21 protein-coding genes are annotated in these 25,858 nt (G+C 36.3%); 12 read left to right on the top strand and 9 right to left on the bottom strand.

Features of this window, described 5'->3' with window-relative positions:
• Positions 1-10: 10 nt before the first annotated feature.
• From BM088_RS02625 to BM088_RS02615, 3 genes are read right to left on the bottom strand one after another with little or no spacing between them, the layout of a single operon-like run.
• A complete protein-coding gene (locus BM088_RS02625; RefSeq protein WP_091979634.1) occupies positions 11-382 on the bottom strand; it encodes a DUF423 domain-containing protein in 372 nt (123 codons plus the stop codon).
• Positions 382-1,029 carry an alpha/beta family hydrolase gene (locus BM088_RS02620; RefSeq protein ID WP_091979632.1) on the bottom strand — a complete coding sequence of 216 codons (648 nt, stop codon included), beginning with the start codon at positions 1,027-1,029 and terminating at the stop codon, positions 382-384. Before BM088_RS02620 ends, BM088_RS02625 begins: the two co-directional genes overlap by 1 nt.
• A 10-nt stretch (positions 1,030-1,039) precedes the next feature.
• Positions 1,040-1,933 (bottom strand): transcriptional regulator GcvA, encoded by an 894-nt coding sequence (locus tag BM088_RS02615; protein ID WP_091979630.1) that lies wholly within the window; start codon positions 1,931-1,933, stop codon positions 1,040-1,042.
• A 237-nt stretch (positions 1,934-2,170) separates the two neighbouring features.
• Here BM088_RS02615 and BM088_RS02610 point away from each other — a divergent pair, with 237 nt between their 5' ends.
• The gene (locus tag BM088_RS02610) at positions 2,171-2,449 is read left to right on the top strand and encodes a hypothetical protein (protein ID WP_091979628.1); all 279 of its coding nucleotides are present in this window, start codon (positions 2,171-2,173) and stop codon (positions 2,447-2,449) included.
• Between the two features lie 84 nt (positions 2,450-2,533).
• Here BM088_RS02610 and BM088_RS02605 read toward each other — a convergent pair whose 3' ends face one another.
• Positions 2,534-3,586, bottom strand: coding sequence for an efflux RND transporter periplasmic adaptor subunit (locus BM088_RS02605; RefSeq protein ID WP_091979626.1), 1,053 nt, complete (start codon positions 3,584-3,586; stop codon positions 2,534-2,536).
• A gap of 8 nt (positions 3,587-3,594) precedes the next feature.
• Positions 3,595-6,720 carry an efflux RND transporter permease subunit gene (locus tag BM088_RS02600; RefSeq protein ID WP_091979624.1) on the bottom strand — a complete coding sequence of 1,042 codons (3,126 nt, stop codon included), beginning with the start codon at positions 6,718-6,720 and terminating at the stop codon, positions 3,595-3,597.
• 337 nt (positions 6,721-7,057) lie between these two features.
• On the opposite strand from BM088_RS02600, the gene sstT reads away from it, so the two are divergent.
• The gene (gene sstT, locus BM088_RS02595; protein WP_091979622.1) at positions 7,058-8,266 is read left to right on the top strand and encodes a serine/threonine transporter SstT; all 1,209 of its coding nucleotides are present in this window, start codon (positions 7,058-7,060) and stop codon (positions 8,264-8,266) included.
• A gap of 67 nt (positions 8,267-8,333) precedes the next feature.
• Here the strand turns inward: sstT and BM088_RS02590 are convergent, their stop codons facing one another.
• From BM088_RS02590 to BM088_RS02580, 3 genes are all read right to left on the bottom strand, one after another.
• Positions 8,334-10,958 carry a glycosyl hydrolase family 18 protein gene (locus BM088_RS02590; protein WP_091979620.1) on the bottom strand — a complete coding sequence of 875 codons (2,625 nt, stop codon included), beginning with the start codon at positions 10,956-10,958 and terminating at the stop codon, positions 8,334-8,336.
• Positions 10,959-11,040: 82 nt separating this feature from the next.
• Entirely contained in the window at positions 11,041-12,633 is a 1,593-nt protein-coding gene (locus BM088_RS02585) for a lytic polysaccharide monooxygenase (RefSeq protein WP_091979618.1), read from the bottom strand.
• Between the two features lie 108 nt (positions 12,634-12,741).
• On the bottom strand, positions 12,742-15,897 hold the full coding sequence (locus BM088_RS02580; RefSeq protein WP_091979616.1) for a glycosyl hydrolase family 18 protein: 3,156 nt from the start codon (positions 15,895-15,897) through the stop codon (positions 12,742-12,744).
• Between the two features lie 479 nt (positions 15,898-16,376).
• On the opposite strand from BM088_RS02580, the gene rsfS reads away from it, so the two are divergent.
• The 10 genes from rsfS to BM088_RS02530 all read left to right on the top strand — a co-directional run bounded on the left by rsfS (position 16,377) and on the right by BM088_RS02530 (position 25,522).
• Entirely contained in the window at positions 16,377-16,694 is a 318-nt protein-coding gene (gene rsfS, locus BM088_RS02575; protein ID WP_091979614.1) for a ribosome silencing factor, read from the top strand.
• Between the two features lies 1 nt (position 16,695).
• The gene (gene rlmH, locus BM088_RS02570) at positions 16,696-17,166 is read left to right on the top strand and encodes a 23S rRNA (pseudouridine(1915)-N(3))-methyltransferase RlmH (RefSeq protein WP_091979612.1); all 471 of its coding nucleotides are present in this window, start codon (positions 16,696-16,698) and stop codon (positions 17,164-17,166) included.
• Between the two features lie 9 nt (positions 17,167-17,175).
• Complete coding sequence (gene mrdA, locus BM088_RS02565) at positions 17,176-19,050, top strand: penicillin-binding protein 2 (protein WP_091979610.1); 1,875 nt, start codon at positions 17,176-17,178, stop codon at positions 19,048-19,050.
• The gene (gene rodA / locus BM088_RS02560) at positions 19,047-20,156 is read left to right on the top strand and encodes a rod shape-determining protein RodA (RefSeq protein WP_091979608.1); all 1,110 of its coding nucleotides are present in this window, start codon (positions 19,047-19,049) and stop codon (positions 20,154-20,156) included. The genes mrdA and rodA overlap by 4 nt, the downstream gene beginning before the upstream one ends.
• Positions 20,153-20,923 (top strand): septal ring lytic transglycosylase RlpA family protein, encoded by a 771-nt coding sequence (locus BM088_RS02555; protein WP_245763732.1) that lies wholly within the window; start codon positions 20,153-20,155, stop codon positions 20,921-20,923. Before rodA ends, BM088_RS02555 begins: the two co-directional genes overlap by 4 nt.
• Positions 20,924-20,979: 56 nt before the next feature.
• Entirely contained in the window at positions 20,980-22,164 is a 1,185-nt protein-coding gene (locus BM088_RS02550) for a serine hydrolase (RefSeq protein WP_091979606.1), read from the top strand.
• 265 nt (positions 22,165-22,429) lie between these two features.
• Positions 22,430-22,708 (top strand): DUF493 family protein YbeD, encoded by a 279-nt coding sequence (gene ybeD, locus BM088_RS02545; RefSeq protein ID WP_091979604.1) that lies wholly within the window; start codon positions 22,430-22,432, stop codon positions 22,706-22,708.
• A 37-nt stretch (positions 22,709-22,745) separates the two neighbouring features.
• Positions 22,746-23,411: a lipoyl(octanoyl) transferase LipB gene (lipB, locus tag BM088_RS02540; protein WP_091979602.1), complete on the top strand. Its 666-nt coding sequence runs from the start codon at positions 22,746-22,748 to the stop codon at positions 23,409-23,411.
• Positions 23,408-24,397, top strand: coding sequence for a lipoyl synthase (lipA, locus tag BM088_RS02535; RefSeq protein WP_091979600.1), 990 nt, complete (start codon positions 23,408-23,410; stop codon positions 24,395-24,397). Before lipB ends, lipA begins: the two co-directional genes overlap by 4 nt.
• 93 nt (positions 24,398-24,490) lie before the next feature.
• Positions 24,491-25,522: a tetratricopeptide repeat protein gene (locus BM088_RS02530; protein ID WP_091979598.1), complete on the top strand. Its 1,032-nt coding sequence runs from the start codon at positions 24,491-24,493 to the stop codon at positions 25,520-25,522.
• Here the strand turns inward: BM088_RS02530 and BM088_RS02525 are convergent.
• Positions 25,519-25,851 (bottom strand): Na+/H+ antiporter subunit G, encoded by a 333-nt coding sequence (locus BM088_RS02525; RefSeq protein ID WP_091979596.1) that lies wholly within the window; start codon positions 25,849-25,851, stop codon positions 25,519-25,521. The two genes, BM088_RS02530 and BM088_RS02525, sit on opposite strands and share 4 nt — an antisense overlap.
• Positions 25,852-25,858 lie beyond the last annotated feature (7 nt).

Below are 25,858 nucleotides of genomic sequence, written 5' to 3'. Positions count from 1 at the left end.
AAATTAAATCCTAAACTTCAAAATAACGATAAACCTGAAAAATAAATAAAACCCAAGCGATTATAAAACAAACTCCACCCAAAGGAGTTATTGGACCAAACCATTTAAAACCCGTGAAAGCTAATGCATATAAACTGCCACTAAAAAATACAATGCCGGTAACGAGAAAGCCGCTCGCCCAGTTAAGTGGCACCCCTTGCTTTGCAACAAGTGCAAACAAAACTAAAGCTAATGCATGGTACATCTGATAAGTTACACCCACTTGAAAAGTCGCAATAGCCTGTTCAGTTAATTTACTTTTTAAACCATGTGCAGCAAATGCCCCCAAAAGCACACTTAAAACAGCAAAAACACCACCTAGTATTAAAAATATTTTAGTCATCAAAGGTTCCTGTGCATAAATTCAGCAGCTTTATTAGCAGCTAAGATCCAGTTTTGTGCTTGTGTAAAACCTGATTTTTTACGTGGTATTAAAGAGTGGTCACCATCTGGTATCCAATTTAGCTGCACATTATCGCATAAGCCTAATGCCAACACATCATGTTCAGTGCCAAAAGTATCTCTTTGACCTTGGACAACACATAAAGGGCTATTTAAATCTGGAAAATGCGCAGTTCTTAATTTTTCTGGCTTACCAGGAGGGTGAAACGGGTATCCAAAAGCAACAATACCATTTATAGATTTTATATATTGCTTTGTTAAATAAGCTTCATCACTTATCAGCATAGAAGCCATTCTGCCTCCCATAGATTTCCCACCAATAAACATAGGTAACTCACTTTCTTTTGAAGCTTGCGCTATAACAAGGTCAAAGTATGCTAATAATTTATCAGCTCGTTCTGGCGGCCTTCTTTTACCTTCAGCTTTAATCTTTTGCATATATTCAAAGTTAAATAATCCGACATTTATTTGTTTGCCTGCAAGTAACTCAGCCATTTGTTGCATAAACTCAGAATCCATACCTGCGCCAGCCCCATGTGCAAATATGAGCTGTGCTAAAGGGTCTTTTGATTTGTACCAAGTGATCATTGTCATTTTCCTAACTTTGCTCTTGTGCAACTAACGCTAACATCCAGTCTTTAAAAGAGACTATTTTTCCAAGTTCAGATTGCGACTCCCTAAATACCAAGTAAAATGCATTTTTACTTTCTAAACTATGGCTAAAAGGAACAACTAAACGACCGGCATCAATATCAGGTTTAGCCAGAACACTATTGCCTAATGCTACACCCTGTCCATGCCCTGCGGCCTGTAAAACCATAGATGAATGACTGAAAATAGGTCCTTGATTTACTTTTACCTCTCGAACACCTGATGTTTTCATCCAGTTTTTCCAGCTTTTTCTTGTCATGTCATGAAGCAATACATGATATTGAAGATCTGAGGGCTCTTTAAGCGGTTTTGAACCATTTAATAACATTGGGCTACACAAAGGAACTAAATACTCTGTGTGTAGCTTATGGGTTTCAATACCACTCCAATTTCCTCGTCCATAATAAATTGCAACATCTACATCATCAGTCAAAGAGTTTTCATCTTGTTCTTGTGCTTTTATTCTTATATCTATATCTGGATGTGCTTCATTAAATAAATTGAGTCTTGGCACTAACCATTGAATCGCAAAACTGGGTGTTAAACTCACAGTTAAAGAGCCTTTTTCTCCCCTCGCTAATAACTTTTCTGTGGATTCTATGAGTTGTGTGAAAATTTCTCGTATATCTAAAAAATAGCCTTGACCCTCTTCTGTAAGCAATAGCGAACGATTTTTACGCAAAAAAAGCTTTAACCCTAAATGCTCCTCTAACGTTTTTATTTGATGACTAACAGCAGCTTGCGTGACAAACAGCTCTTCAGCAGCCTTAGTAAAACTCAAATGGCGTGCAGCTGATTCAAATGCCTTTAAAGCATTTAAAGGGGGTAACCTTCTAGACATGACAACCTTATGACAGTTTTATGATATTAAAGCCAATTATGGATTAGTTTTTCTAATCTATTCGCATTATAAATGATCGTTTTAAAAAAACAATCAAGTCGGTTATTATTTACCCGACCTAAGGAAACACCTTACAACCAAAGGATCTGAAGGTAAGAATTTAAAATTGATTTTAACTCCGAAATTTTTTATGCCTTCAACCAGCATAATTATTTCTATTCAATATCGAGGACGATAATGAAAAAACTAACAACAACACTAGCATTAATAACAATTGCTTTGTTCAATGTAAATACTTTTGCAAATGAAACTTCAGAACAATTACAAATTGAGTTGAAAAATGAAGTGAATGCACAAATCAAAAATGTGATTACAATTCAATTAAATGAAGTATTTAGCGCACATACTATTGCACCTGAATTAACATTTGAAAAAATGGATATACAATTAGCTTTAGTAAACAATACTATTTCTGTTGCTGATAGCCGCTCAAAAAACTCTGAATTGACTGAATAAATGAGGTATCGTCATTTATTACCCAATTCAACAAAAAAAGGAAGCCTAGCTTCCTTTTTAAATTAAATATTTATTAATTTTTAGCTAGTTCACAACAACTAATTGACCTTCAGTTAAACGCTCAGCTCCTCTTATTGCAACTTTGTCACCGTCTAATAAATCTCCCTCTATACTTACTCTTTCAAACGTGCCCTGACCTACTTTTACTAATAATTTATGTGCTTTATTATCTGCATCAACTTTAATCACATAAGTACCTTCTTTACGTAATATCAATGCATCTCTATGTACTGTCAGTTTTGCCTGATTATCTTGTACTGGTACTGTTACTTTAACTAACTGACCTGCTGCCCAATAATCATTTAAAACCTGAGGAACCTGTAATCTGACTTCAAATGTTTGTGAGCGAGGATCTGCACTTGGGATTTTTGCAATGATCTGCGCTTTTATTTTTTTATCATTTGCAACTACTTTTAATGGGTTGCCAGTGTGTATATAAGCCAAATATTTAATTGGAACAAAAACCCTTACTTCCAAGTGTTTTGTATCTAGAAGTTTAAGTAAAACATCACTACGGCTAACATCTGTCCCCGCGCGTGTCATTCTTTGTGTTATCACACCTTCAAAAGGAGCTTTAACTGTTGCTCTATTTATTTGATCTTCTATTTGTTGTAGTTTCAAATGTGCAATTTCAATATCAGCCTGTGCTAACTCATATTGAGAACGAGTTTGATCTAACTGATATTGTGACGTTGAATTTGTTTTACGCAGTTTCTGTAGTCGGTCCCATTCATTTTTAAAATAAGCCGTATTAATTTCTGCTCGTTTTATTTGCGCTTTTTGTTCGGCTAATTTTAATTCTAATGGTAATAAGTCCATTTTAACTAATATATCACCTTTATTTGCATAAGTTCCAGGCTCTGCTAACCATTCTAAACGTCCATTAATACCTGCCGTAACTTGAATATGAGAGCGACTATGTAAAGTCCCCATTAAATCCGTAGTTGCTGATAATGCAACCTTAGTCACAGTATCAACTTTTATGGGGCTGGCAGGTATATCAGCAGCAAATGATGTTTGAGAGAGTAACACTATGCTACCAGCGAATAACCCTTTCATTAAAATTCTTGTAAACATAATGTCTCCTAACTCACCTGTTGCTGATGTAATTTTAAATCAGCAACTTTATTATCTGATTCATCATTATTAATTTCACTTGATACTGCTGAATTTTTACCTAGTTGCAATAAACATGGAAATAAAACTAAGGTGAATATTGCACTTATACCCATACCACCCACAATCACGGTTGCTAAACCTCTATATATTTCACTGCCCACACCAGGCATAAGCATTAGCGGTAACATGCCAAATAAACTGGTTAATGTACTCATATAAACGGGTCTTGCACGAATGCGCACAGCTTGTGCAACTGCATCGGAACAAGATAGTCCTTGCTTTTGAGCTGCCCGAGTTTGATCTACTAATAAAATTGCATTATTAACAACTAAACCTAATAAGATTATAAATCCTATCATGGTTAACAAATCTAATGATTGATATGTAAATAAATTCAGTACATACAAGCCTATAACACCACCAGCAACAGCTAAAGGCATCACAAGTAAAACTAATAGGCTATCTTTAGCTGATTTAAATAGAGCCGTCATTAATAAAAATAAAATCAATAAAGCCAATACAAAATTTTTCAACATATCATTAATAGCATTTGCCATTTTATTCGCATTACCACTTAGTTGAATCGAAGCATCATCAGATAAATTTTCATTCATTTTAGGAATGATTTTTTTATTAATCATCACTAGCGCTTCTTCTAGTGACATATCAGCAGGTGGTGAAACCTGTAAGCTAATTGTACGTCTACCGTCAACTCGCCTTAATTGTGTTGGACCCGCGGTACGAGTGAGTGTTGTTAACTCTCCAATAGTCTGAATACCCGCTAAAGGAGAAAATATAGGTAAAGACTCTAATTCATCAGGCGTATTCCATTTTGAACCACGTAAAATAACATTAACTCTGTCGTTACCATCAAAGTATTCACTGATAAATAAACCACTGGTATAAGCCCTTATAGCGTTAGCAACATCTCTTCGTGTTAAACCTGCCTGAGTAATACGTTGATCATCCGGTATTAAATTAAGTTCAGGTTCAGCTAAGTTTAAGCTCGGAATTGGAAAAGCGGTTGTACCTTTCATATTTTCATTAATAGCATCAATACCTGTTTGCGCCACAGTCATTAAGCTTTCTATATCTGAACCATTAATATCGATATCTACAGTACGGCCGTTCCCCCCACCCGATACATTGATCATTGACCCTCTAAATAAGAATATTTGTGTATCAGGCAAATCTGCGAGTACTTTAGTTTTGACCACTTCCATTAACTCTTCAACCCGTTGCGGATCAGCAGAATAAATAAAGCCTCCCGTCGAAGCAGCACCATATGAAAAAAAGTTATAACTTTTTATTTTTGGTGTTTTTTCACCCGATAAATAAGGCGCCAAACGTTCTTTAACTAATGAAGCAACTTCCTTTTCAATAAAATCAACATTTCCGCCTGGTGGCATGTTTAAACTCATGAAAAAACCATCGATTGGTGCCCTAGGCATAAAGTCGGTTTTAGGCATCAATAATACTGTAGCCATGACAGAGCCACCTAACAATACTGCAATCCAAGTTAACCGCTTTGTAGTCGTATTTGTAATTTTCATTACAAACTGAGTGAGTTTTTGCCAATATGCTTGATAGGGATCGATCTCTTCATCTGCATCTAACCAATATTTACTCGCAATTGGTAAAATCGTTACAGCAGAAACAAATGATGCTACCACTGCGATTGAAAGTGTTAATGCTAAATCTGAAAATAACTGCCCTTCTATACCAGCCATAAATAATATAGGTAAAAAAATAGCAACACTGGTAGCCGTTGAGGCAAAGAGTGCGCCTGTCACTTCAAGAGCGCCTCTCATAACGGCTTTTGATTTATTTAGACCTTGGCTTCGTAACCTAACAATATTTTCTTGCACAATAATTGCAGCATCGAGCACTAAGCCAACAGAAAATGCTAATCCGGCAAGTGAAATAACATTTAAACTACGGTCAAACAAGCTTAAAGCTGCAAATGCCACCATCAGGGAAACAGGTATTGTCATCGCGATGATTAATGTCGTTCTTAATCCCCGTAAAAATAACCATAAAATAATCAGAGCAAGTAATACACCCAAACCTAAGTTATTTTGCACTAACTTAAGGGCATTTCTAATATGTACAGAAGAGTCAAAACTTAAATCTATTGTCAATCCAGCTACGGCCATAGGCCCTTCATTAAGTTCTTTAATTGCGATATTTATTTCATCTAATAATGCAACAGTATTGGCATCATTTTGGCGTTTTAAAGTAAAATAATATGATGGTTGACCATTTCTTAAGTTAAACGCAAATTTATCAACTAGCGTATTTTCAACAGTCGCAACATCTTTTAAATAAATAGCTCTTTCACCACTATAACCTATGATCATTTCGGTTAAGTTACCAATGTTATATTGGCCTGAAAACCTCACTGTATATTGGCGTCGTCCTACATTTGCAATGCCACCAGATACATCACTGGCACGTGCAATAGTTGCACTAATCTCTGAAATTGTGAGCCCTAATGAAGCTGCTCTGAGCGGATCAAATGTAATTCTTAACTCTCTATCTCTATGACTGGCAAGATTAACTTGCCCCATGCCAGGAATACGTGCAAATCTTGGTTTTACAACATCTTCGATAAGCTTTTGATATTGCCCTAAATCTTGTGCCGGATTGCTTGGTAAAGTTTTTATCATTAAAGATGCTGTATTTGGTCCACCACGTCCCCCCCCAGCTGAGATCACAGGCTCAATCGCATCCAAAGGTAATGGAGGTGCCTGATTGAGATTATTTATCACATCTAGCATGGCTTTTTGCATATCAGCGCCCACATTAAATGTAAGTGTAATATTGCCAAAACCTCTTTGGATATTAGTTGTAACCTTAGTCACACCTTGTGTATTTTTAACAACATTTTCAATGGGCTCTATTATCACGGATTCCATTTCAGATGGTGCGGCACTTCGCCACCCTGTTGAAATAGTTATTTGTGGTTGCTCTATATCAGGGGTGAGTTGTAATGGAAGTTTAAATACACTCATAACACCAAAAACCATCACCAAGGCAACTATTACAATTATCGCGGCAGGATTTTTTAAAGCCGAACGGGTTAAATTCATTTAGCTGTTCTCATTGTTTTATGCCTTTAAATTTTTCTATTTGTAATTATAAGTAATGAGAAAAATTACTCCATCACTGTTACGTTAAACAGTAATAATTTAGCGATTAAAATAAATTTAGACATTTTTTGTTACACATTGAAATCATAGGCAACACATTGAAATTATTATTCACTATAAGTTCCTATTTTGAGATTTGCCTGACAATATAATCTCTCTACAGCGCTTTTTAGAACATAAAAGAAACATTATCAAAATGAAAAATACTGGACAAAACAACTTCTTCAGTGGTAAAAATCAGGGCAATTATGAAATATAATAAAAACTAAGGTCTGCTATGACAGCACTATTCAAAAAATTACAGTCAACAAGTCTTGTTAGTCAAATAATTATGGCCATTATTTTAGGCTGTATTCTCGCCGTATTATTGCCGGATACTGCAAAATCTTTTTCTATGTTAGGTGCTTTATTTGTGAGTGCTTTAAAAGCCGTAGCACCTATTTTAGTTTTAGTACTTGTCGCATCATCAATTGCGAATCAAAAGGCAAATAGTGATGCAAACTTAAAACCTATTGTGGCGCTTTATTTTATTGGCACTTTAAGCGCAGCATTTGTAGCTGTTGTAATGAGCTTTATATTTCCAACTCAGTTAACTTTGGACTTAGCAGGAGCAACCGCTAATCCACCCCAAGGTTTAAGTGAAGTATTATCTACATTAGCTTTTAAAGTAGTAGATAATCCCGTTAATGCGGTCGCAACAGGTAATTTCATTGGCATCTTAGCTTGGGGATTAGGCTTAGGGTTTGCATTAAAACGTGCAAACGATTCAACCAAGGTAATAGTGCATGATTTAGCTGATGCAGTTTCAAGTATCGTTAAAATTGTTATTAAGTTTGCTCCTTTAGGTATTTTCGGTTTAGTAGCCAATACGATAGCAACGACTGGTTTTTCTGCTTTAGCGGAATTCAGTCATTTAGTTTTTGTTTTAGTTGCTTCGATGTTAATTATTGCATTGATAGTCAATCCGCTAATCGTTTTTTTAATGACGCGTACTAACCCATATCCATTAGTATTTACTTGCTTAAAAGGTTCAGGCATAACTGCATTTTTTACAAGAAGCTCAGCTGCTAATATCCCTGTTAATATGGCTTTATGCAAAAAATTAGATTTACACGAAGATACTTATTCGGTGTCAATTCCATTAGGCGCAACCATAAATATGGCAGGCGCAGCTATCACAATTACTGTCTTAACACTTGCAGCAGCTAATACCTTAAATATTGAAATAGATATCGCTACTGCAATCTTACTTAGTGTTATAGCATCAGTTTCAGCATGTGGTGCATCTGGAGTTGCAGGAGGCTCTTTGTTGCTTATACCACTAGCCTGTAGCTTATTTGGTATTGATACAGATATTGCAATGCAAGTTGTTGCAATTGGATTTATTATTGGTGTAATCCAAGATTCAGCAGAAACTGCGCTAAATAGCTCTACTGATGTTGTATTTTCTGCAGCAGCATCACATCATATAACAAAAGGTCTATAAATTTTCCTATAAAAAAGAGCAGCTAATTAGCTGCTCTTTTTTATTTTAAAACCAACTCAATCTTGACTTATAATTTACTCCAAACAGCAGCTGTGCCAGGCTCTTCATTTTTAGTCCACCAGCCAGCTTGATATTGTGACGCTCCATGAGACACTTTATCACCTGTGTTGTAGACTAAATCTGAACGCCATGCACGAACTTGACCGTCATCAGGCACAACCTCTTCCCACGGACCACCTAAGTCAGGGCTATTTCCTTTAGTCCACCATTTAGCTTTATATGTCACATCATTAAATATTACAGTATCACCTGTGTTATACGTTTTATTGACATCCCAAGTTGTATTACCGCCTGAATCTTTATTGGTCACAGTCACAGTAAAGCTTTGCGAACTTGTCTCTAAACCATCAAATACATCAACACTTAGGCTATAATCAGTATCGGCTGCAACTTCATTTGCCGTTAAAGTCACACTTTCACCAGAGCCAGATAAAACAAGACCAGCAGGTACATTCCAAGTGTAAGTTAAAACATCATTTTGTTCATCTGTTGCGCTAACTGCAACATTAATTTGTTTGTTTTCTTCAACAATCACATCGTTAATTGGTGCAACAATAGGTGCTGTATTACCCGTTGTTGGTGCAACAACTTTTAATATTGCAGACTTACTTACTGTATCTTTACCATCTGAAACATTAACCTTAATAACATAATCAGTTGTTTGAGTGATATTGCCAGCTGTTATTTGAACATTAGCTGTATCTATACCAGTTGCACTAAGCCTAGCATCTAAAGTCCAGCTATATGTTAAAACATCTGTACTATCAGCATCGGTTGCCGTTGCTGAAATATCTATCACAGCCCCAGCATCTACCGAAAAGTTAGTGCCTAAAGTAATAACGGGTTTATTATTAATTGGCCCTGTAGAGCCTGCTAACCCTTCATGCATTGCATTTAAAATATCGCCATTATCAGCATCTATTTCCCATGCAAATAAACCACCGAGCTCATTTGCTCGAACATATTGACCTTTAGCAATAACTGAACGAGGGTTATCGTAAGTAAGTAATTTACCTGAAGTACGATTCCAAACATAAGCTGCTTGAGCGACTTCGTCATACCCCACTTCAAAACCATTCACACCAGTACCAGCACTACCTATCATATTCTTAGCGATGCCTTTGTAGTCCATAATACCAGGTTCCCAAACACCTTCGCTGGTACTACCTTTTAGTTTACCATTACCCGGCGCTGTCATCGGATTATCCATATCTGTCGCATTTGCAGGATAAACACCTTCCCAACCTCGACCATACATAGCAGCACCAACAACAATTTGTTTTGCAGCGACACCTTGCGCCAATAATAAATTAACAGCATTTGTTAATGTATATGCAGGGCCTTTACGTGGTTTGCCATCATCATCTACCCCAGTACCATCACATTCACCAACACTTAGATGACTGCCACAATTTAAACCAGTTTGATGGCCAGTCACATTATTCCAACCACCAAAAAAGTCATATGTCATGGCAAAAATATAGTCCATATACTGTGAAGCAGCAGCATAATCAACATCTTCAATTTTGTCATAACCTGAACCTATCGCTGAGGTAAGTTCATATGTACGACCCGTTTGCGCTTCTAGTTCATCAAGCATCGTTCTTAATTCTTGCATTAAAGCGAGATATGCAGGGCCATCTTTAATTGGATCACCTAAATTTGAGCTTGCACCATCACCACCGGGAAATTCCCAATCAATATCGACACCATCATAAAACTTCCATGTTTGTAGAAATTTTTTCATTGATGCAACGAATGTATCGCGATTAGCTTTTTCTGTGAAACCGTAGAATGGGTCTGATAATGTCCAACCACCAACTGATGGTAAGATTTTAAGATCAGGGTTACGTTGTTTTAATGCCATTAACTGCGCATAAGTACCACGAATTGGATCTTTAGAATCTATGCCCGGCAATGCTTTTTGTACTGCTGCCCAAGGATCATGAATAACCACTTCATAATCAGCAGAACCACCACATGCAGTTTGTAATGCTCGCCAACTATTACCGTTTTCAACTTCTTTTAATGATTCGTTAGGACCACACATTGGAATAAAGCCATACAATAAATGTGTTAAATTATCGACAGGGATCTGACTTACATCAAAGTTACGGCCATAAATTCCCCACTCAACAAAGTAAGCACCTACTACTGTATTAACTTGCTTTGGATATTGTTTGTTATTAGGGTCTATATTCATATTAAGCGGTGCTAAATGTGCACCATCTGTATCAGCGATTACAATCGGTTTACCTGCACTTTTTGCACACACTGTGCCTTCACATAGCTCAATTGTTAAAGTATGGCGACCTGATTTTGAGTAAGGAAAATTAATCACTCCAGCTTTTGTACCTGCAGTTAATGTGCCTTCTTCTACTAACAAATCATCAAAGTACACTTTGTAGGCATCTCCACCAGTCCCACTCCATGAATTCCATTTAATACTTATATCTACTTGTTCTTTTGCTTTAACAAGATCTTTATACGAACCAGAACCATCAAGCTTTACTTCAACAAATGAATAGTCTTGTGGTGTCCAGTCTATACTTGGTGCAGCGGGTGCAGCTACAACTTGTAAATTGAATAATGCTGCGCTTACCGCACAAGCCGTTAATAATTTTTTATACATAATGACCTCTTCTTTTTATTGATGCTGAATATCAAGACAACTTTAAGCACGAGTATTCAACGGAAATTAAATTTTTAGATTATTAAAGTTTTTGCCAAACGACACTGACGCCCGGCTCTTCACCTTTTGTCCACCATTTTGCTTTATATTCAACCTGCTTATGACTTACTACAGAGCCACTCGCATAGTCATTTTGTGCACTCCAAGTTTCAGTACCACCATCGGTAGGCGTTACTAATTTCCAGGCATTGCTATTAGAAGGTTCTTGATTTTTATTCCACCATTTTGCTTCGTAAACTTTGCCAGCAAAAGAAACCTGATCTCCTGCACTATAAGCTTTGTTACTATTCCAAGCGGGTTTTGTTGGATCTGTACTGAGATTTTTAACTGTTACAACAAAGCTTTTATTTGTTGCAATAAAACCATCCGACACTGAAATTGTTACCGCATAATCTGTATCAATTGTCACTTCAGGTGCGCTGATTTCTATATTTGCACCGCTGCCTGTATATGTAAGACCAGATGGTATTTGCCATGAATAATTTAAGTCTGTTTGTTCATCATCAAAGGCATGCACATGCACCTGAGCTGATGCCAGTTCATCTATAGATAGGTTATCAATATCATGAACAATAGGAGGGGTATTAACAGGTGCCGACTTAATAGACAGGGCAAAACTATGATCTTTATTCGTTACAAATACTGAATTACTTAATATATCTGTACTATCAAAAATAATTTCGTCTTGTAAATTCTTAACGCCAATGGCAATAAACTGGCTATATTCAAGATTTAATTTTTGGGCAAAATCACTTTGCCAAGTCGCTACATTAGCCTCTGTTACGGCCAATTGTTGGTTAAGTAACTCCTTCCCTGTTGCATCAAATAATCTTAACCAAACTGTTTCACCTACTTTTGCGATTTGACCTTGTTTTAAATAAAAACCAACATCATACCAAGCGTCTGGTTCAACACTGTCTCTAATAATTGTAATATCACTACAGTTATAAAACCCTTCACCCACGACATCATCACGTTGCCAGCGGGTATACAAAATAGCCTCTCCAACACGGTTTTTCGGTATTGCCACATTCATTTCATAAAAGCGCTTACCATCAGCATCTTTAATAAAATTAATATTGCCATGCGCTTGTACTAATGTGATATCACTCCACGACAGTGCTTTTTCACCTGCATTATATTGGGAGTTTGATAAATAAAACTGCCAGAAACTAGGGTTGTGTGGCGTTGTTGCTCTAAATCTTACTTTTATTTCATCGTTCGTATTTGGGATTACTTCTGTACGTTGCCAATCAAAAGAAGGTAAGTTCATGCCTCTTTTTTTATTATCTCCAGCAGCACATAAAGTCCCATCGGGAATGTTAGCTTCAACAGCCTCCTGATTGTGAAAGTCTGCGGTATTGACCGCAAATTCATGCTCTTGAATAAACTGCACATAACCTGACTCTAAGTAAGCAGCTCGACATGCTAAATTAGGAATAGCGGAACCATCTTCGGGCCACCAATAGCCTTGTTGCGCTTCACAAATTGCTTGTCGCGCCTTTGGACTATCCAAGTAACCGTGTGCATTTACATTGATACTTATCGCTGAAAATACAGTTGAAACAGCTAGGCACACAAACGTTATTTTTAAATTTATATTTTTCTTAAACATAGAAGTCTCCTAAGCAAAGAAGTTAAGCGCTTTGCTCATTCGAACCTATTAACCACTCATAATTAGAAGGTTAATAGGTATCGTTATATTTAATTAACAGATAGAAATTTAGAAGGTACAGATTTGATCCCAGTCTGCACTACCAGGCTCTGATTTTGTCCACCACTTAGCTTTAAATACCGCGCGATTGTGAACCATAATGTCACCCGTATTAGCATGGTCAGGATTACCAGCCCAATCTTTTTGAGGGAAATCTGGATAAACAGGTAAAGTAGCAACATCAATCCCATCACAAGCTTGACCCGTTCCATCTCCACCGCCATCTCCACCACCTGAAGTTGCTTCTGGTAAGTTTGGATATTCAGATTTAATTGCGTAGGTTTTACCACCTTTTTCTATGGTAAAATTTACCGGCCCACTGATTGGCATGTAATACATCACTTGTGCATTGATTGTTTCACCAACTTTGAATGATTCTGTTGTTCCACCCCATTCATTTGTAAGCGTAATAGAAAAACGATGGAATTCATTTTCAAAACCACCAATATTATTACCCGCTGCGTTAGAAGCATTGGTATCAATGGCCATTTTCAGTTTTTTCTTCGCATTCCAATTTGATTTGAATATTGCTGAAGTTGAAACTGGAATATCAAATGATATTTTTGCACCGCTAAAATCAATTGCTGAGTTATTAGTAAATGCAAATGTTGGGCTAATAGGGTAGTTTTTATCACCTTCAGGAAAGTCTTTTGCTACAAAAACAACATCAACCATTTCTGCAGGCACAGTAAATGTGGCATTACCTTTGTCTATACCATAAGGAGTACCACTTTGATTAAATTTATCATAAGCAAGTGTGGTCATAGTTGAGCCCATGAAGTACTCACCTTTTGCAACATCAAAATCAAAGTCGCCAGCAAGCTCCCAAAACATAACACCGCCTAAACCATTATTAATAACATAATCAACTTTAGTTGCCATAGACTCTTCATCTTCTATTGAGATGAATACTTTTTTGGTGTCATTCCATAGCCAAGGCGCTACAGCAACGCTATCGTAATACCGTGTATATGTTCCAATAAACTTATCATCAATATCTGTATCAGGATCTAAACCGTAAGCACTTAAATAACTGCCAACAATGCCTTTTTCTAAATTTTTAGTATGCCATAATGGATTACTACCAGCAGGAACTTCGCGATCATTTTCTATATCATGCCAAAGGTTATCAATACCAACAGCACCATCACCACAGAAGTTTTTATCACCTTTACCTGTACCTTTAGGACAGTTAGCTTGATCAGTAAATTTAGCCTGGCCCCAAAGACCATTTGTCCCACCAGTCACATCTTTAAAACCACGCGTATAATATGGCAAACCGATATTAATACGACCTGCAGATAAGCCTCCTCTGAAATATTTAACAGCCCAGTCAGTATTTAAATAACCTATACCTTCAAACTCTTTAGTACCATATACATCCCATGCTTTAAGCTCAGAGTCTAAGCCTGTATCAAATAATGATGCGTTATGACCAACATGAGAATTCCATGCACCATGTAAGTCATAAGACATGATATTTACATAGTCTAAGTATTGAGTTGCTTGGAAAGTTTCCATGCCACGTAATAAATAACCCGAAGATGGTGATGCTATTGTTAGCATATAATGCTCACCAGCAAGCTCACCCGCTTTATCTAAACTTTCACGAAGTGACTTCATTAATACTTGATAAGATGCATTTAAACCTGCGCGGCGCGCATTAGAAAACTCAAAATCATCGGGATGACCAGAGTCAGCCATAGATGATGGGTATTCATAATCTATATCAACACCATCAAAACCATATTTTTGTATAAAATCAACAACACTGGCGCTAAAAGCAGCGATGCCCGCTTGATTTACACTACCATCAGCATTGGTTGTTAATGTATAAAAACCGCCACTGGCAACACGCCCAGCATCACCAAAATAGCCGCCAGTTTCAGCCCAGCCACCTACAGAAACTAAAGTTTTAACATCAGGATGAAGTTTTTTGTATTTACTGAGTAAATTGAAATGACCTTTATATGGCAAGCTCATATCCATTTCAGCGCCAGCAATACCCGGCCACTCCATATTAGTAGCGGGATTGTTAACTGCGTTAGGATCACCAATAGAAATTTTATTTTGATCATCAACATGAGCAAACGCATAATTTATATGAGTAATTTTATCCCACGGAATATCATTAACTAAATAGCTAGGTTGGTTATTAGCACCATTTCGCCAGCTAGTAAAATAACCGATAACTCGCCTCGGATGATCGGCTCCCATCAATTCACGACCATTTTGATCATAAATAGTACAGTAAGGTGTATTAACACCTGGCGTTTGGTAAAGTCCTTCAGGACGACAGTCATCAGGGTTAGGTCCTGTTTGTCCATCTTCTACAACAGAAACACTAATTTCATTACTTAAAGAAGTAGCGCCTTTATTATCTGTTGCTTTTACTGCAAATTTAACAATGCCTAAAGCCGAAGCAGTCCATAAAAAACTCCCGCTAGCACTCGTAGCACTGCTTACTTTGATTCCGTTTTCGAGTAATTCTAAAGAAGATATTTGGCCATCGGAGTCTGTGGCCGAAAACTCAAAGTTAATCGTATCACCCACTAAAACTTTACTTGGTACCGTTGCCATTAATGTTGCAACAGGTGGCTTATTTACAGGGGGGGTATCTTTTGGTGTAACTATAATTAAGATTTCACTGCTTGTTGTTTGCGCACCTTTATCATCTGTTGCAACAGCCGTGAGTGTATGTTCCCCTACCACAGCCAACCAATCATATTTATACGGAATTCCGTTTAAAGTCGTTAATTTAATACCATCTATAAATAAATCAACTTTAGAAACAGTGCCATCTTCATCCGAACTGTTCAAATCAAAGACAACGCTGTCATTCTCTACAAAAGAAGTACCAGTTAATGGTGAATTCCATGATACAAAGGGAGGTAAATTAACAATGACACCGCTGTCACAGTCACCCGTTTTTTTCCACTCTTGCCATGGACCTGATTTTTCCAATGGATTAGATTTATTCCACCATTGTGATTCAAACGCTTGTTCACTTAACTGAACAAGTTCACCTTTTGAATATGCTGTATTTTCTTGCCAGGTTGTTACATTTGTACAGTCTACGACAGCAGCTTGCACAGCGCCTCCAGCCATAGCGAGTGAAATTGCACTCAATGTAAGCATGTTTTTAATTTTTATTACTGATTTCATTGTCACCTCCATTCCTTATTTCAATTAACTTTTACGCAACATTGCAATTTAATAGATAAAACAAAGGTAACATATATTTTACAAACAGCAAATTTAGAAAAAATAATTTTACCTATTTGAGAAACCAAATAAATAATAAGCACAAACAACAACTTGAAGAGCAAAAAACATACATTCGTAAGAAAAATTTAATAGTATAAACATTCTAAATTGAATTTATAAAATAATTGATTTTGTACTATTAAATTCCTAAATATCTTTTTTAATTATAATATACAGCAAGTTACACTACCTAAATCAGGTACTTCAAGATACACCACTTATAACTAGATCGAATAACAGAAAACAAAAAAGAATAAAAATCATTTCAACGTTAAGTTTCATAATGATTTAATTCAACTGTTACTTATCTTTAATTAGCATGATAAAATGGTCGATTAGTTAAATCGTTAAAATCTTATAAATAGTGAGTATTTATTTTGCAAACAACTGAATTAGTAGAATTTGCCCTTAACAAAATGGATGATATGAAAGCACGAGATGTCGTGAAATTAGATGTCATTGGTAAATCGCCTATTACAGATTATTTATTGATCTGCTCAGGTAATTCAAAACGTCATGTTTTGTCAATTGCAGATAACGTTAATAAAGAAGCAAAAGCCGCAGGTTTTGAGCCTTTAAGTTTTGAAGGAAGAGAAACTGGGGAATGGGTAATTGTGGATTTAGGAGATGTTATTGTTCATGTAATGCAAGAACAGACAAGAGACTTTTACCAGTTAGAAAAACTTTGGGGCTAGTATGAAAATCCAACTCATTGCAGTCGGTACTAAAATGCCTAACTGGGTTGAAGCCGGCTTCAAAGAGTATCAACGTCGTTTTCCCAAAGATATGGCCTTAGAGTTAATCGAAATACCAGCAGGTAAACGCGGTAAAAATGCAGATATAAAACGTATTTTGCATATTGAAGGTGAAAAAACCTTAGCAGCTGTTCCTAAAGGCAACCGTATAGTAACACTTGAAGTAACAGGTCAACCTTGGGATACACACAAATTAGCTAAAAATATGACAAAATGGCAGTTAGATGGCCGTGATGTCAGTTTATTAGTTGGTGGACCAGAAGGGTTAGCACCTCAATGCATAGAAGCATCTGAACAAAAATGGTCATTATCTAATTTAACCTTACCCCACCCGCTTGTTCGAATCATTTTAGCTGAAAGCCTGTACAGAGGCTGGAGCTTAAACACCAACCATCCCTATCACAGAGAGTAGTATTTGTTGATGTTTAAAGGCCCTACGACTATTAGAGATCATTCCTTTGAAGCAAATTTATTTGCACGTAGAGCCTTTATTGCTTTTGTATTTGTATTAATTTTAATTGCAGTACTGTTTATTAATGTTTATCAATTGCAAGTCACATCTTTTGATTCCTATCAGACGCGCTCTAATGATAATCGCATAAAACTAGTCCCAGTCCCCCCTAATCGCGGTATTATTTATGATAGAAACGGCGTGATCCTTGCTGAAAATAAACCCGTTTATAATCTCGAAGGCATTTCTGAAAAGATTAAAGATTTAGATAAATCTTTAATGGCGCTAAAAAAGTTACTTGATATCACAGAGCAACAAGAAAAAAACTTTTTAAATGATATAAAACATAATCGCCGTTTTAAAAGCCAAATCCTAAAATCTCGCCTCAATGAAAAGGAAGTTGCATTATTTTCGGTAAACCAAGATAAATTCCCGGGTTTTAGAGTAGAGGCCCGTTTAGCTCGCCATTACCCTCATGGTGATACTTTGACTCATGCCCTAGGTTACGTAGCTAAAATAAATAAAAAGGAATTGCTCAAATTAGATGCTGAAAATAAAAGTCAAAATTATCGTGCTACCCGCTTTATTGGCAAGCTAGGCATAGAAAAATTTTATGAAGAAACTTTACATGGCACCGTGGGGTCAGAAAAAGTAGAAATTAACAATAGAGGCAGGGTACTACGTAGCATAAGCTTTACACCTCCGATTCCAGGTAACGACCTTGTTTTAACAATGGACATAAGTTTACAAAAAGCAGCTCAAGCAGCATTAAAAGGTATGCGTGGTGCCATTACTGTTTTAGATGCAAAAGATGGCGGTATATTAGCTATGTACTCAAATCCAAGTTACGACCCCAATTTATTTGTCCATGGTATTAGCAGTAAGAACTATAAAGCATTATTAAATTCAGACCGCCCATTGTTTAACCGTGTAACACAAGGAAGATACGCACCAGCATCCACTATTAAGCCAATTATTTCAGTGCTAGGTTTAGAAGAAGGCATTATAGATGAAAAAACAACGATCCGTGACCAAGGTTTTTTTCAAATCCCAAATGTAAAACATAGATGGCGAGATCACCTCAAGTGGGGCCATGGTAAAGTTGATATTTATAAAGCGATAGAAAAATCTTGTGATACTTTTTTTTATGATATGGCTTACAGGCTCGGAATCACCAAAATCAGTAACTTTATGGCTCAATTTGGTTTTGGAGATTTATCAGGTATAGATATTCATGAAGAAACCTCTGCAATTTTACCCTCTGTTGAATGGAAAAAAGAACGCTTTAATGAGTCATGGTATCCAGGAGATACGATTTCGATTGGTATTGGTCAAGGTTATTGGTCTGCGACACCAATCCAAATAGCAAATGCAGTTAATATTTTGGCCAATAAAGGTATTAACCACCCACCACATTTAGTTTCAGTGGCTAAATTGAATGAACAACTGACTATTTTAAATAATGAAGAAAAGCCACCCATTATATTAAAAGATAATAATCATTGGGATATTCCCTTAAGAGCAATGCATAATACCGTACAAAAAAAATCGGGTACTGCATACAAAGCATTTAAAGGGCATACGTATGATGCTGCGGGTAAAACAGGCACAGCACAAGTCGTTAATATTGCCCAAGGTGAAGAGTACGAAAAAGATAAAGTTAAAGAAAAGCATCGTGATAATGCTATGTATGTTGGCTTTGCACCTTTTTCATCCCCTGAAATTATTGTGACCATTACAGTTGAAAATGCAGGTGGCGGGAGTAGCCTAGGGGCGCCCCTCGCTCGTAAAATTATGGACCATTATTTTGCAAATAAAGCAGCTGAAATAGCAGGTAATCCATGAATCCGTTAAAACATAAAAAAACAATTTGGGACAAAATTCATATCGACCTCCCTTTATTACTCGCTTTAATTGTTTTACTCGCAGCGAGTTTATTCATTGTTTATAGTGCCGGTGGACAAGAACTTCCTATCGTTTTTCGCCAATTAAAACGCTTGGGAGTTGCGCTTTTAATCATGGTTGTTCTGGCACAAATATCCCCTTCTACCTTGCAACGTTTTGTGATCCCCCTTTATACATTTGGCATTATACTTCTCATTGCAGTATTAATTGTAGGTGTTAGCAGTAAAGGTGCTCAACGTTGGTTAAACATAGGCATTACGCGCATACAACCCTCAGAAATAATGAAGCTATTAGTGCCTATGATGGTTGCTTGGTATATAGGTAAATATCATTTACCACCAAAATTAAAACATTTATTCATTGGGTTTTTATTGGTCATGTTACCAACTTACCTAATCTATAAACAACCGGACTTAGGTACTTCCATTTTAATAGCCAGCTCAGGTATTTTTGTTCTGTTCCTAGCAGGGGTTAGCTGGCGCCTAGTTGGTAGTGTGTGTGCTATTGGTGCTATCAGTGCATGGCCTCTTTGGACTTATGGTATGCATGCCTATCAAAAACAAAGAGTATTAACCTTTTTAAATCCAGAAAGTGACCCGCTTGGATCTGGCTACCATATTATTCAATCTAAAATAGCCATAGGGTCAGGGGGAGTTGAAGGAAAAGGCTGGCTCCACGGAACACAATCACAATTAGAGTTTTTACCTGAACGCCATACTGATTTTATATTTTCAGTTCTCAGCGAAGAATTCGGTTTAGTGGGTGTGACTTTGTTATTAGCAGCTTATTTATTTATTATCGCACGGGGTTTATTCATCGCTGTTAATGCACAAGATGCCTTTGGTAAATTATTAGCGGGAAGTTTAACCTTAACTTTTTTTGTGTATATTTTTGTAAATATCGGCATGGTTTCAGGTTTATTACCTGTTGTAGGTGTTCCTTTACCTCTTATTAGCTATGGTGGAACTTCTATGGTTACTTTATTGGCAGGCTTTGGCATGATAATGTCAGTGGCAACCCATAAGCGCATGTTGGTTCATACATGATAAAGTTATTAAAAATGCGATTCATTATCTTATTAATAATTAGCACAGTCGTTTTATCTGCATGCAGTACAAGTCGTTATAATATGCGCCATGATGCAGCACCACTAAGAAAGCCCACTTTATTAGAACAGCTTGATGCTAAAGTCATAAAAGTAAAAAAAAGCATAGCTGCAAGTCGAACATATACTGTGCGAGGGAAAAAATATACGCCTTTGCTTAGTGAGTCAGGATATGAAAATGAAGGTATCGCATCTTGGTACGGGCGAAAATTCCATGGTCACCTAACTTCTAATGGTGAAACCTATGATATGTTTTCTATGACCGCAGCACATAAAACACTGCCCCTTCCTAGTTTTGTCGAAGTCACAAATTTAGTCAATGGCAAAACAGCCATCGTTAAAATAAATGACAGAGGGCCTTTTCATGATAATCGACTCATAGACTTATCCTATGCAGCAGCTTATAAATTAGGAATTTACCAATCAGGAACCGGGCGCGTTAAAATCAAAGCTTTAGTGCCCAATGACAAAACATCGGCCATGTATATTCAAGTACTCGCAGCTACCAATTACTCTAATGTTCAACTACTTGCGAATAAACTTTCCAAAAAATACCAATTAAAAAATAAAATTAATCAAGTAAATGGAATTTATCGTCTGCATTTAGGTCCTATAAAAGATCCATCACAGGCAAAAGATGTTTTGAACAGTTTAAAACAAAATTCGCATAAACAGGCGTTCTTGCTTTACTCTCAAGACAAGCTTTAGGATAATGAATCCTCTTTGCGTCACTTTAACTTATTAAAAAGTAGCTTATTAGCAATATGAAACAAATAAAAAACAAACTATTAAATAAAATAAGCAAAATTGTTTATTCAGTTGCCTTAGCGGCAACAGTTAGTACAACATATAATGCCACAGCTCAAATCATTCCGTCTGTTCCCCAAATCAATGCAAAAGGTTATTATTTAGTTGATTTCACAACGGGCAAAGTAATCGCCCAAGGGAATCCGGATGATAAATTAGCACCTGCTAGTTTAACAAAAATGATGACTAGCTATGTTATTGGCTCTGAAATTAAAAACGGCAATATTGCTTTGACTGATAAAGTCACCATAAGTGAAAATGCTTGGGCCAAAAACTTCCCTGATTCGTCAAAAATGTTCATTGAAGTTGGCAAAAACATTTCTGTTGAAGACTTAAACCGTGGCATTATTATTCAATCAGGTAACGATGCTTGTGTTGCTATGGCTGAGCATATTGCCGGCAGTGAAAGTGCTTTTTCAGATTTAATGAATGCCCATGCAAAACAACTAGGCATGACTAATTCGCATTTTATCAATAGCCATGGTTTAGATACTAATGAACATTATACAACACCTAAAGACATGGCTACTTTAGGTGCAGCATTAATCAAAGATGTCCCTGAAGAATATGCTTTATACGCTGAAAAATCATTTACTTTTAATGGCATAAAACAATTTAACCGTAACTCTCTATTATGGGATAACAGCTTAAATGTAGATGGCATTAAAACAGGTCATACAAGCGAAGCAGGTTATAGCTTAGTAACTTCAGCAACTAAAGGCGATATGCGCTTAATTACAGTTGTTATGGGTACTACCAGTGAACGCGCTCGCAAAGTAGAAAGTAAAAAGTTATTAAACTATGGTTTTAGATTTTTTGAAACAATTACACCCTATAAAGCCGGTGATAGTTTTGCAAAACAACGTATATGGATGGGTAATAAAGAGGAAGTTTCTTTAGGTATATTACAAGATACCCCAATTACCATTCCACGTGGTCAACGTAAAAACTTAAAAGCTAACTTTAAACTAGATAAAGAACTTAAAGCTCCAATTGCTAAGGGTACAACAGTAGGTTCACTATTTTTACAGCTTGAAGGTGAAGATATTGCTCAATATCCTCTAGTTACGTTAGAAGAAATTGAAGAAGGCAGTTTCTTTAGTAAAGTATACGACTACTTACGCCTTCAACTAACGAACTAAAAGCCTATCTTATGTCAAAAAAACGCTTCATTTTATGAGGCGTTTTTTGTTTCTATCTTTGTTTAATATTCAAATGAAATAAAATTATTAATCTTTAAATTAAGAATATTAATAAGCGTTTTAACCATATTAATGATAAAATGCCCACCTTTTTAAACATTCAATTACTTTGTAATAGCTGCCTCAAAGACTGAGATTTAGTTCTATAAAACTAAGCATCACAATTGTAATGATTTTAAACTAGTGACATGAAAGGCGAATTATTGTGGTAAAACCTGTTAAAGATACTAAATTTGATGAACTTCTTGAATTTCCTTGCCCATTTACATTTCGTATTATGGGTTTGGCCAATACAAATCTAACAGATCAAATTTTAGTTGTAATGCAACAATATGCCCCAGGTGATTACGCACCAAAAAGCAAACCAAGTAGCAAGGGCACATACGAGTCAGTAAGCTTAGTAGCAACAGTTACAAGTAAAGAACATATAGAACAGCTTTATACTGAACTTGGTAATATAGAAGATGTACGCTACGTACTCTGATTGATATTTCCTATAACTCATTTTAGGAGTCATTAATTTGAGTCAAAATAGTGTTATTGTCCGCCAACTTAATCGTCGTGGTTATGAAGGTGTTTTGCAGGCAATGCAAAGTTTCACTGATAGCAGAACAGATGAAACACCAGATGAAATATGGCTAGTTGAACATGATCCTGTTTTTACTCAAGGCCAAGCAGGTAAAGAAGAACATTTACTTATGCCTGGTGATATTCCAGTAGTAAAAGTTGATAGAGGTGGCCAGGTAACTTATCACGGACCAGGCCAACAAGTCTTATATGTTTTATTCAATTTACGTCGACTTAAGATAGGTGTGCGAGAGCTGGTTACTTGGCTTGAAGAAGCAATCATAGAGACTTTAGTTGAATTTGGTATCAAAGCTTATGCCAAAGCCGATGCTCCGGGTGTTTATGTTAATAATAGCAAAATAGCATCTTTAGGACTGAGAGTTCGAAGAGGATGTTCATTTCATGGTTTAGCACTAAATATAGATATGGATTTAAGTCCATTTTTACGCATAAATCCATGCGGTTACGCTGGCTTAACTATGGTTCAAAGTAAAGATTTATCAGATCTTCAAAGCCTTGAACAAGCATCGAGTGCATTAGTAAAATACTTAATCACAAAATTACAGAAAATAAATGCAGATCTTAAAAGCATACAAATACAGGGGTTTGAACACGAATGACGCTTTCAGACAATAAAGTACAAAACAAACCAGTTAAAGTACAACCTGGGGTGAAACTCAGGGATGCAGAAAAATTAGCACATATCCCAATAAAAATTATCGCAACTGAAAAAAGCCAAATGCTGAGAAAACCCGAATGGCTTAAAATTCGATTACCAAAGTCAAGTGAACGCATAGATGGCATAAAAAAAGCAATGCGTAGCCGAGGTTTAAGCTCAGTTTGTGAAGAAGCCTCATGCCCTAACTTATCTGAATGCTTTAATCATGGTACTGCTACATTCATGATTTTAGGTGCTATTTGTACTCGCCGCTGCCCATTTTGTGATGTTGCCCATGGCCGCCCTTTAAAGCCTGAAGCAGAAGAACCTGAAAAGTTAGCGCTTACGATACGTGATATGGGTTTAAAATATGTCGTGATCACATCAGTAGATAGAGATGATTTACGAGATGGTGGCGCACAACATTTTGCTGACTGCATTACACACATTAGAAAACACTGCCCTGATATTACAATTGAAATTTTAGTGCCTGACTTTAAAGGCCGAATGGATCGTGCTTTAGAGATTCTCATTGAAACGCCACCCGATGTTTTTAATCATAATTTAGAAACTGCCCCTCGTTTATATAAATTAGCAAGGCCAGGTGCTGATTATAAATGGTCTCTAGAATTATTACGCCGCTTCAAAGAAGCACACCCAAATGTTAAAACAAAATCAGGACTAATGGTTGGGTTAGGTGAAGAAATACCTGAAATAGAACAAGTTTTAAGGGATCTTAGAGAGCATAACGTCGATATGTTAACTGTTGGCCAATACCTCCAACCTTCTAAACACCACTTACCTGTAAAGCGCTACGTACCACCAGCTGAGTTTGATGCATTAAAAGACTATGCAGATGAAATTGGCTTTACACATGCCGCGAGCGGTCCATTTGTACGCTCTAGTTACCACGCAGATCAGCAAGCAGCGGGTAAAGAAGTAAAGTAAGTTACAAATTGCAATAAAAAAGCGTGATATAAATATCAAGCTTTTTTATTGCATAAAATACCCAGGACCAAAATAACTGCTAGAGTTTAACTATTGATATTTAATTTTGATGATGAAATGTTAACTGCTTCAGCATTATTTTTTACTGTAATAAACTTGAGTATATCCAGTAGCCCAACAGTAACTTTTAACGCTTTAGTTAAAGCCGAAAAAGATGCTGCAAATTATCCTAGTCTAGCAATAAATAATTACTTCAATTATAAAAATCAATTAAATAACTTACCTAAATCAATAGAATTACGTTGGCATACAGCAGCAATAAGAGCAGCTTTAAATAGCTCACAACTAACTTTTGCTGAAGAGATATTTTCGGATATGAAACATAGCTATGATATGGCCGTAAAGCACAAAATTGGCTTCTATTATAATTTAACCGGTATTTGGTTTAGAAAATCAGGATATAACCAGCAAGCGTTAAAAGCTTATCAATGTGCACTAGAAACAACAACAAACATCGCTAAACAAACAAAGTACCTCAATAATGCAGCAATTGCTGCACGCTATATAAAAAATACAAAACTTGCCAAAACATACTTTTCACAAGCAATAATGTTATTAAAGAAAACGCCAAATAAAATACTTGAAGCAAGTATAAGTAACAACTTAGGTATGCTCGCATTAAGCCAAAATGACTTTATTTTAGCGAAGAAGAAATTTTCCCACGCCTTATATTTAAAGGAAAGAGTGTCTAGAACAGCAAGTCAACTCACAACAGCTCTCAATCTTTTAAATACGCTGATATTTATGGAAAATATTTCTTTGTCAGAAAAAATATCATTAAAAATTGATAAGTTATTCACAAAGACAAGTAGTACCGATAAAAAGATATATTATCATTGGTTACAATTCAGTCTTGATAAGTTAAAAAATAAACATGCATCAATCAGTGAAAAAACACTTATTCAAGAATTTTATTTTTTAAAAGGCAGCAGCTACATTGCTTTAATTGAGCAAAGAGCGGCTTATCTGAATATCGAACTTCCACAACCGAGCCATTCAACTCAAGCAAAAAAATATAAAGGGCCTGTCTTGCATTATTTAAAAAATTGTAAATTACAAAATTAGTCATCTTCTATATTATCTAACCCTTTGGTGCCTTTTTTAGCTTCAAGTTTATGGTGTATTGCTGCTTTTATTAACATATATCCGCTGATAGGTGCTGTGATCAATAAAAATACGGATATCAAAATTTCTTTCACGCTTATACCATTTTGCGTAAAGCTGAAATACACCATAGCAGCAATCAAAACAGCAGCCATACCCAAAGTAGTTGCTTTTGTTGGCCCATGTAAACGCATAAAAAAATCAGGCATTTTATTTAACCCTATAGAGCCGATTAAAATAAAGGCACCGCCAATTAATAATAATACTGATACAAACCATTCAAAAATCATATTTAAC

This window comes from Pseudoalteromonas denitrificans DSM 6059 (assembly GCF_900112265.1).
Classification (GTDB): domain Bacteria; phylum Pseudomonadota; class Gammaproteobacteria; order Enterobacterales; family Alteromonadaceae; genus Pseudoalteromonas; species Pseudoalteromonas denitrificans.
The sequence above is the reverse complement of the archived record's forward strand: the minus strand, read 5'-3'. Positions and strand labels throughout refer to the sequence as shown.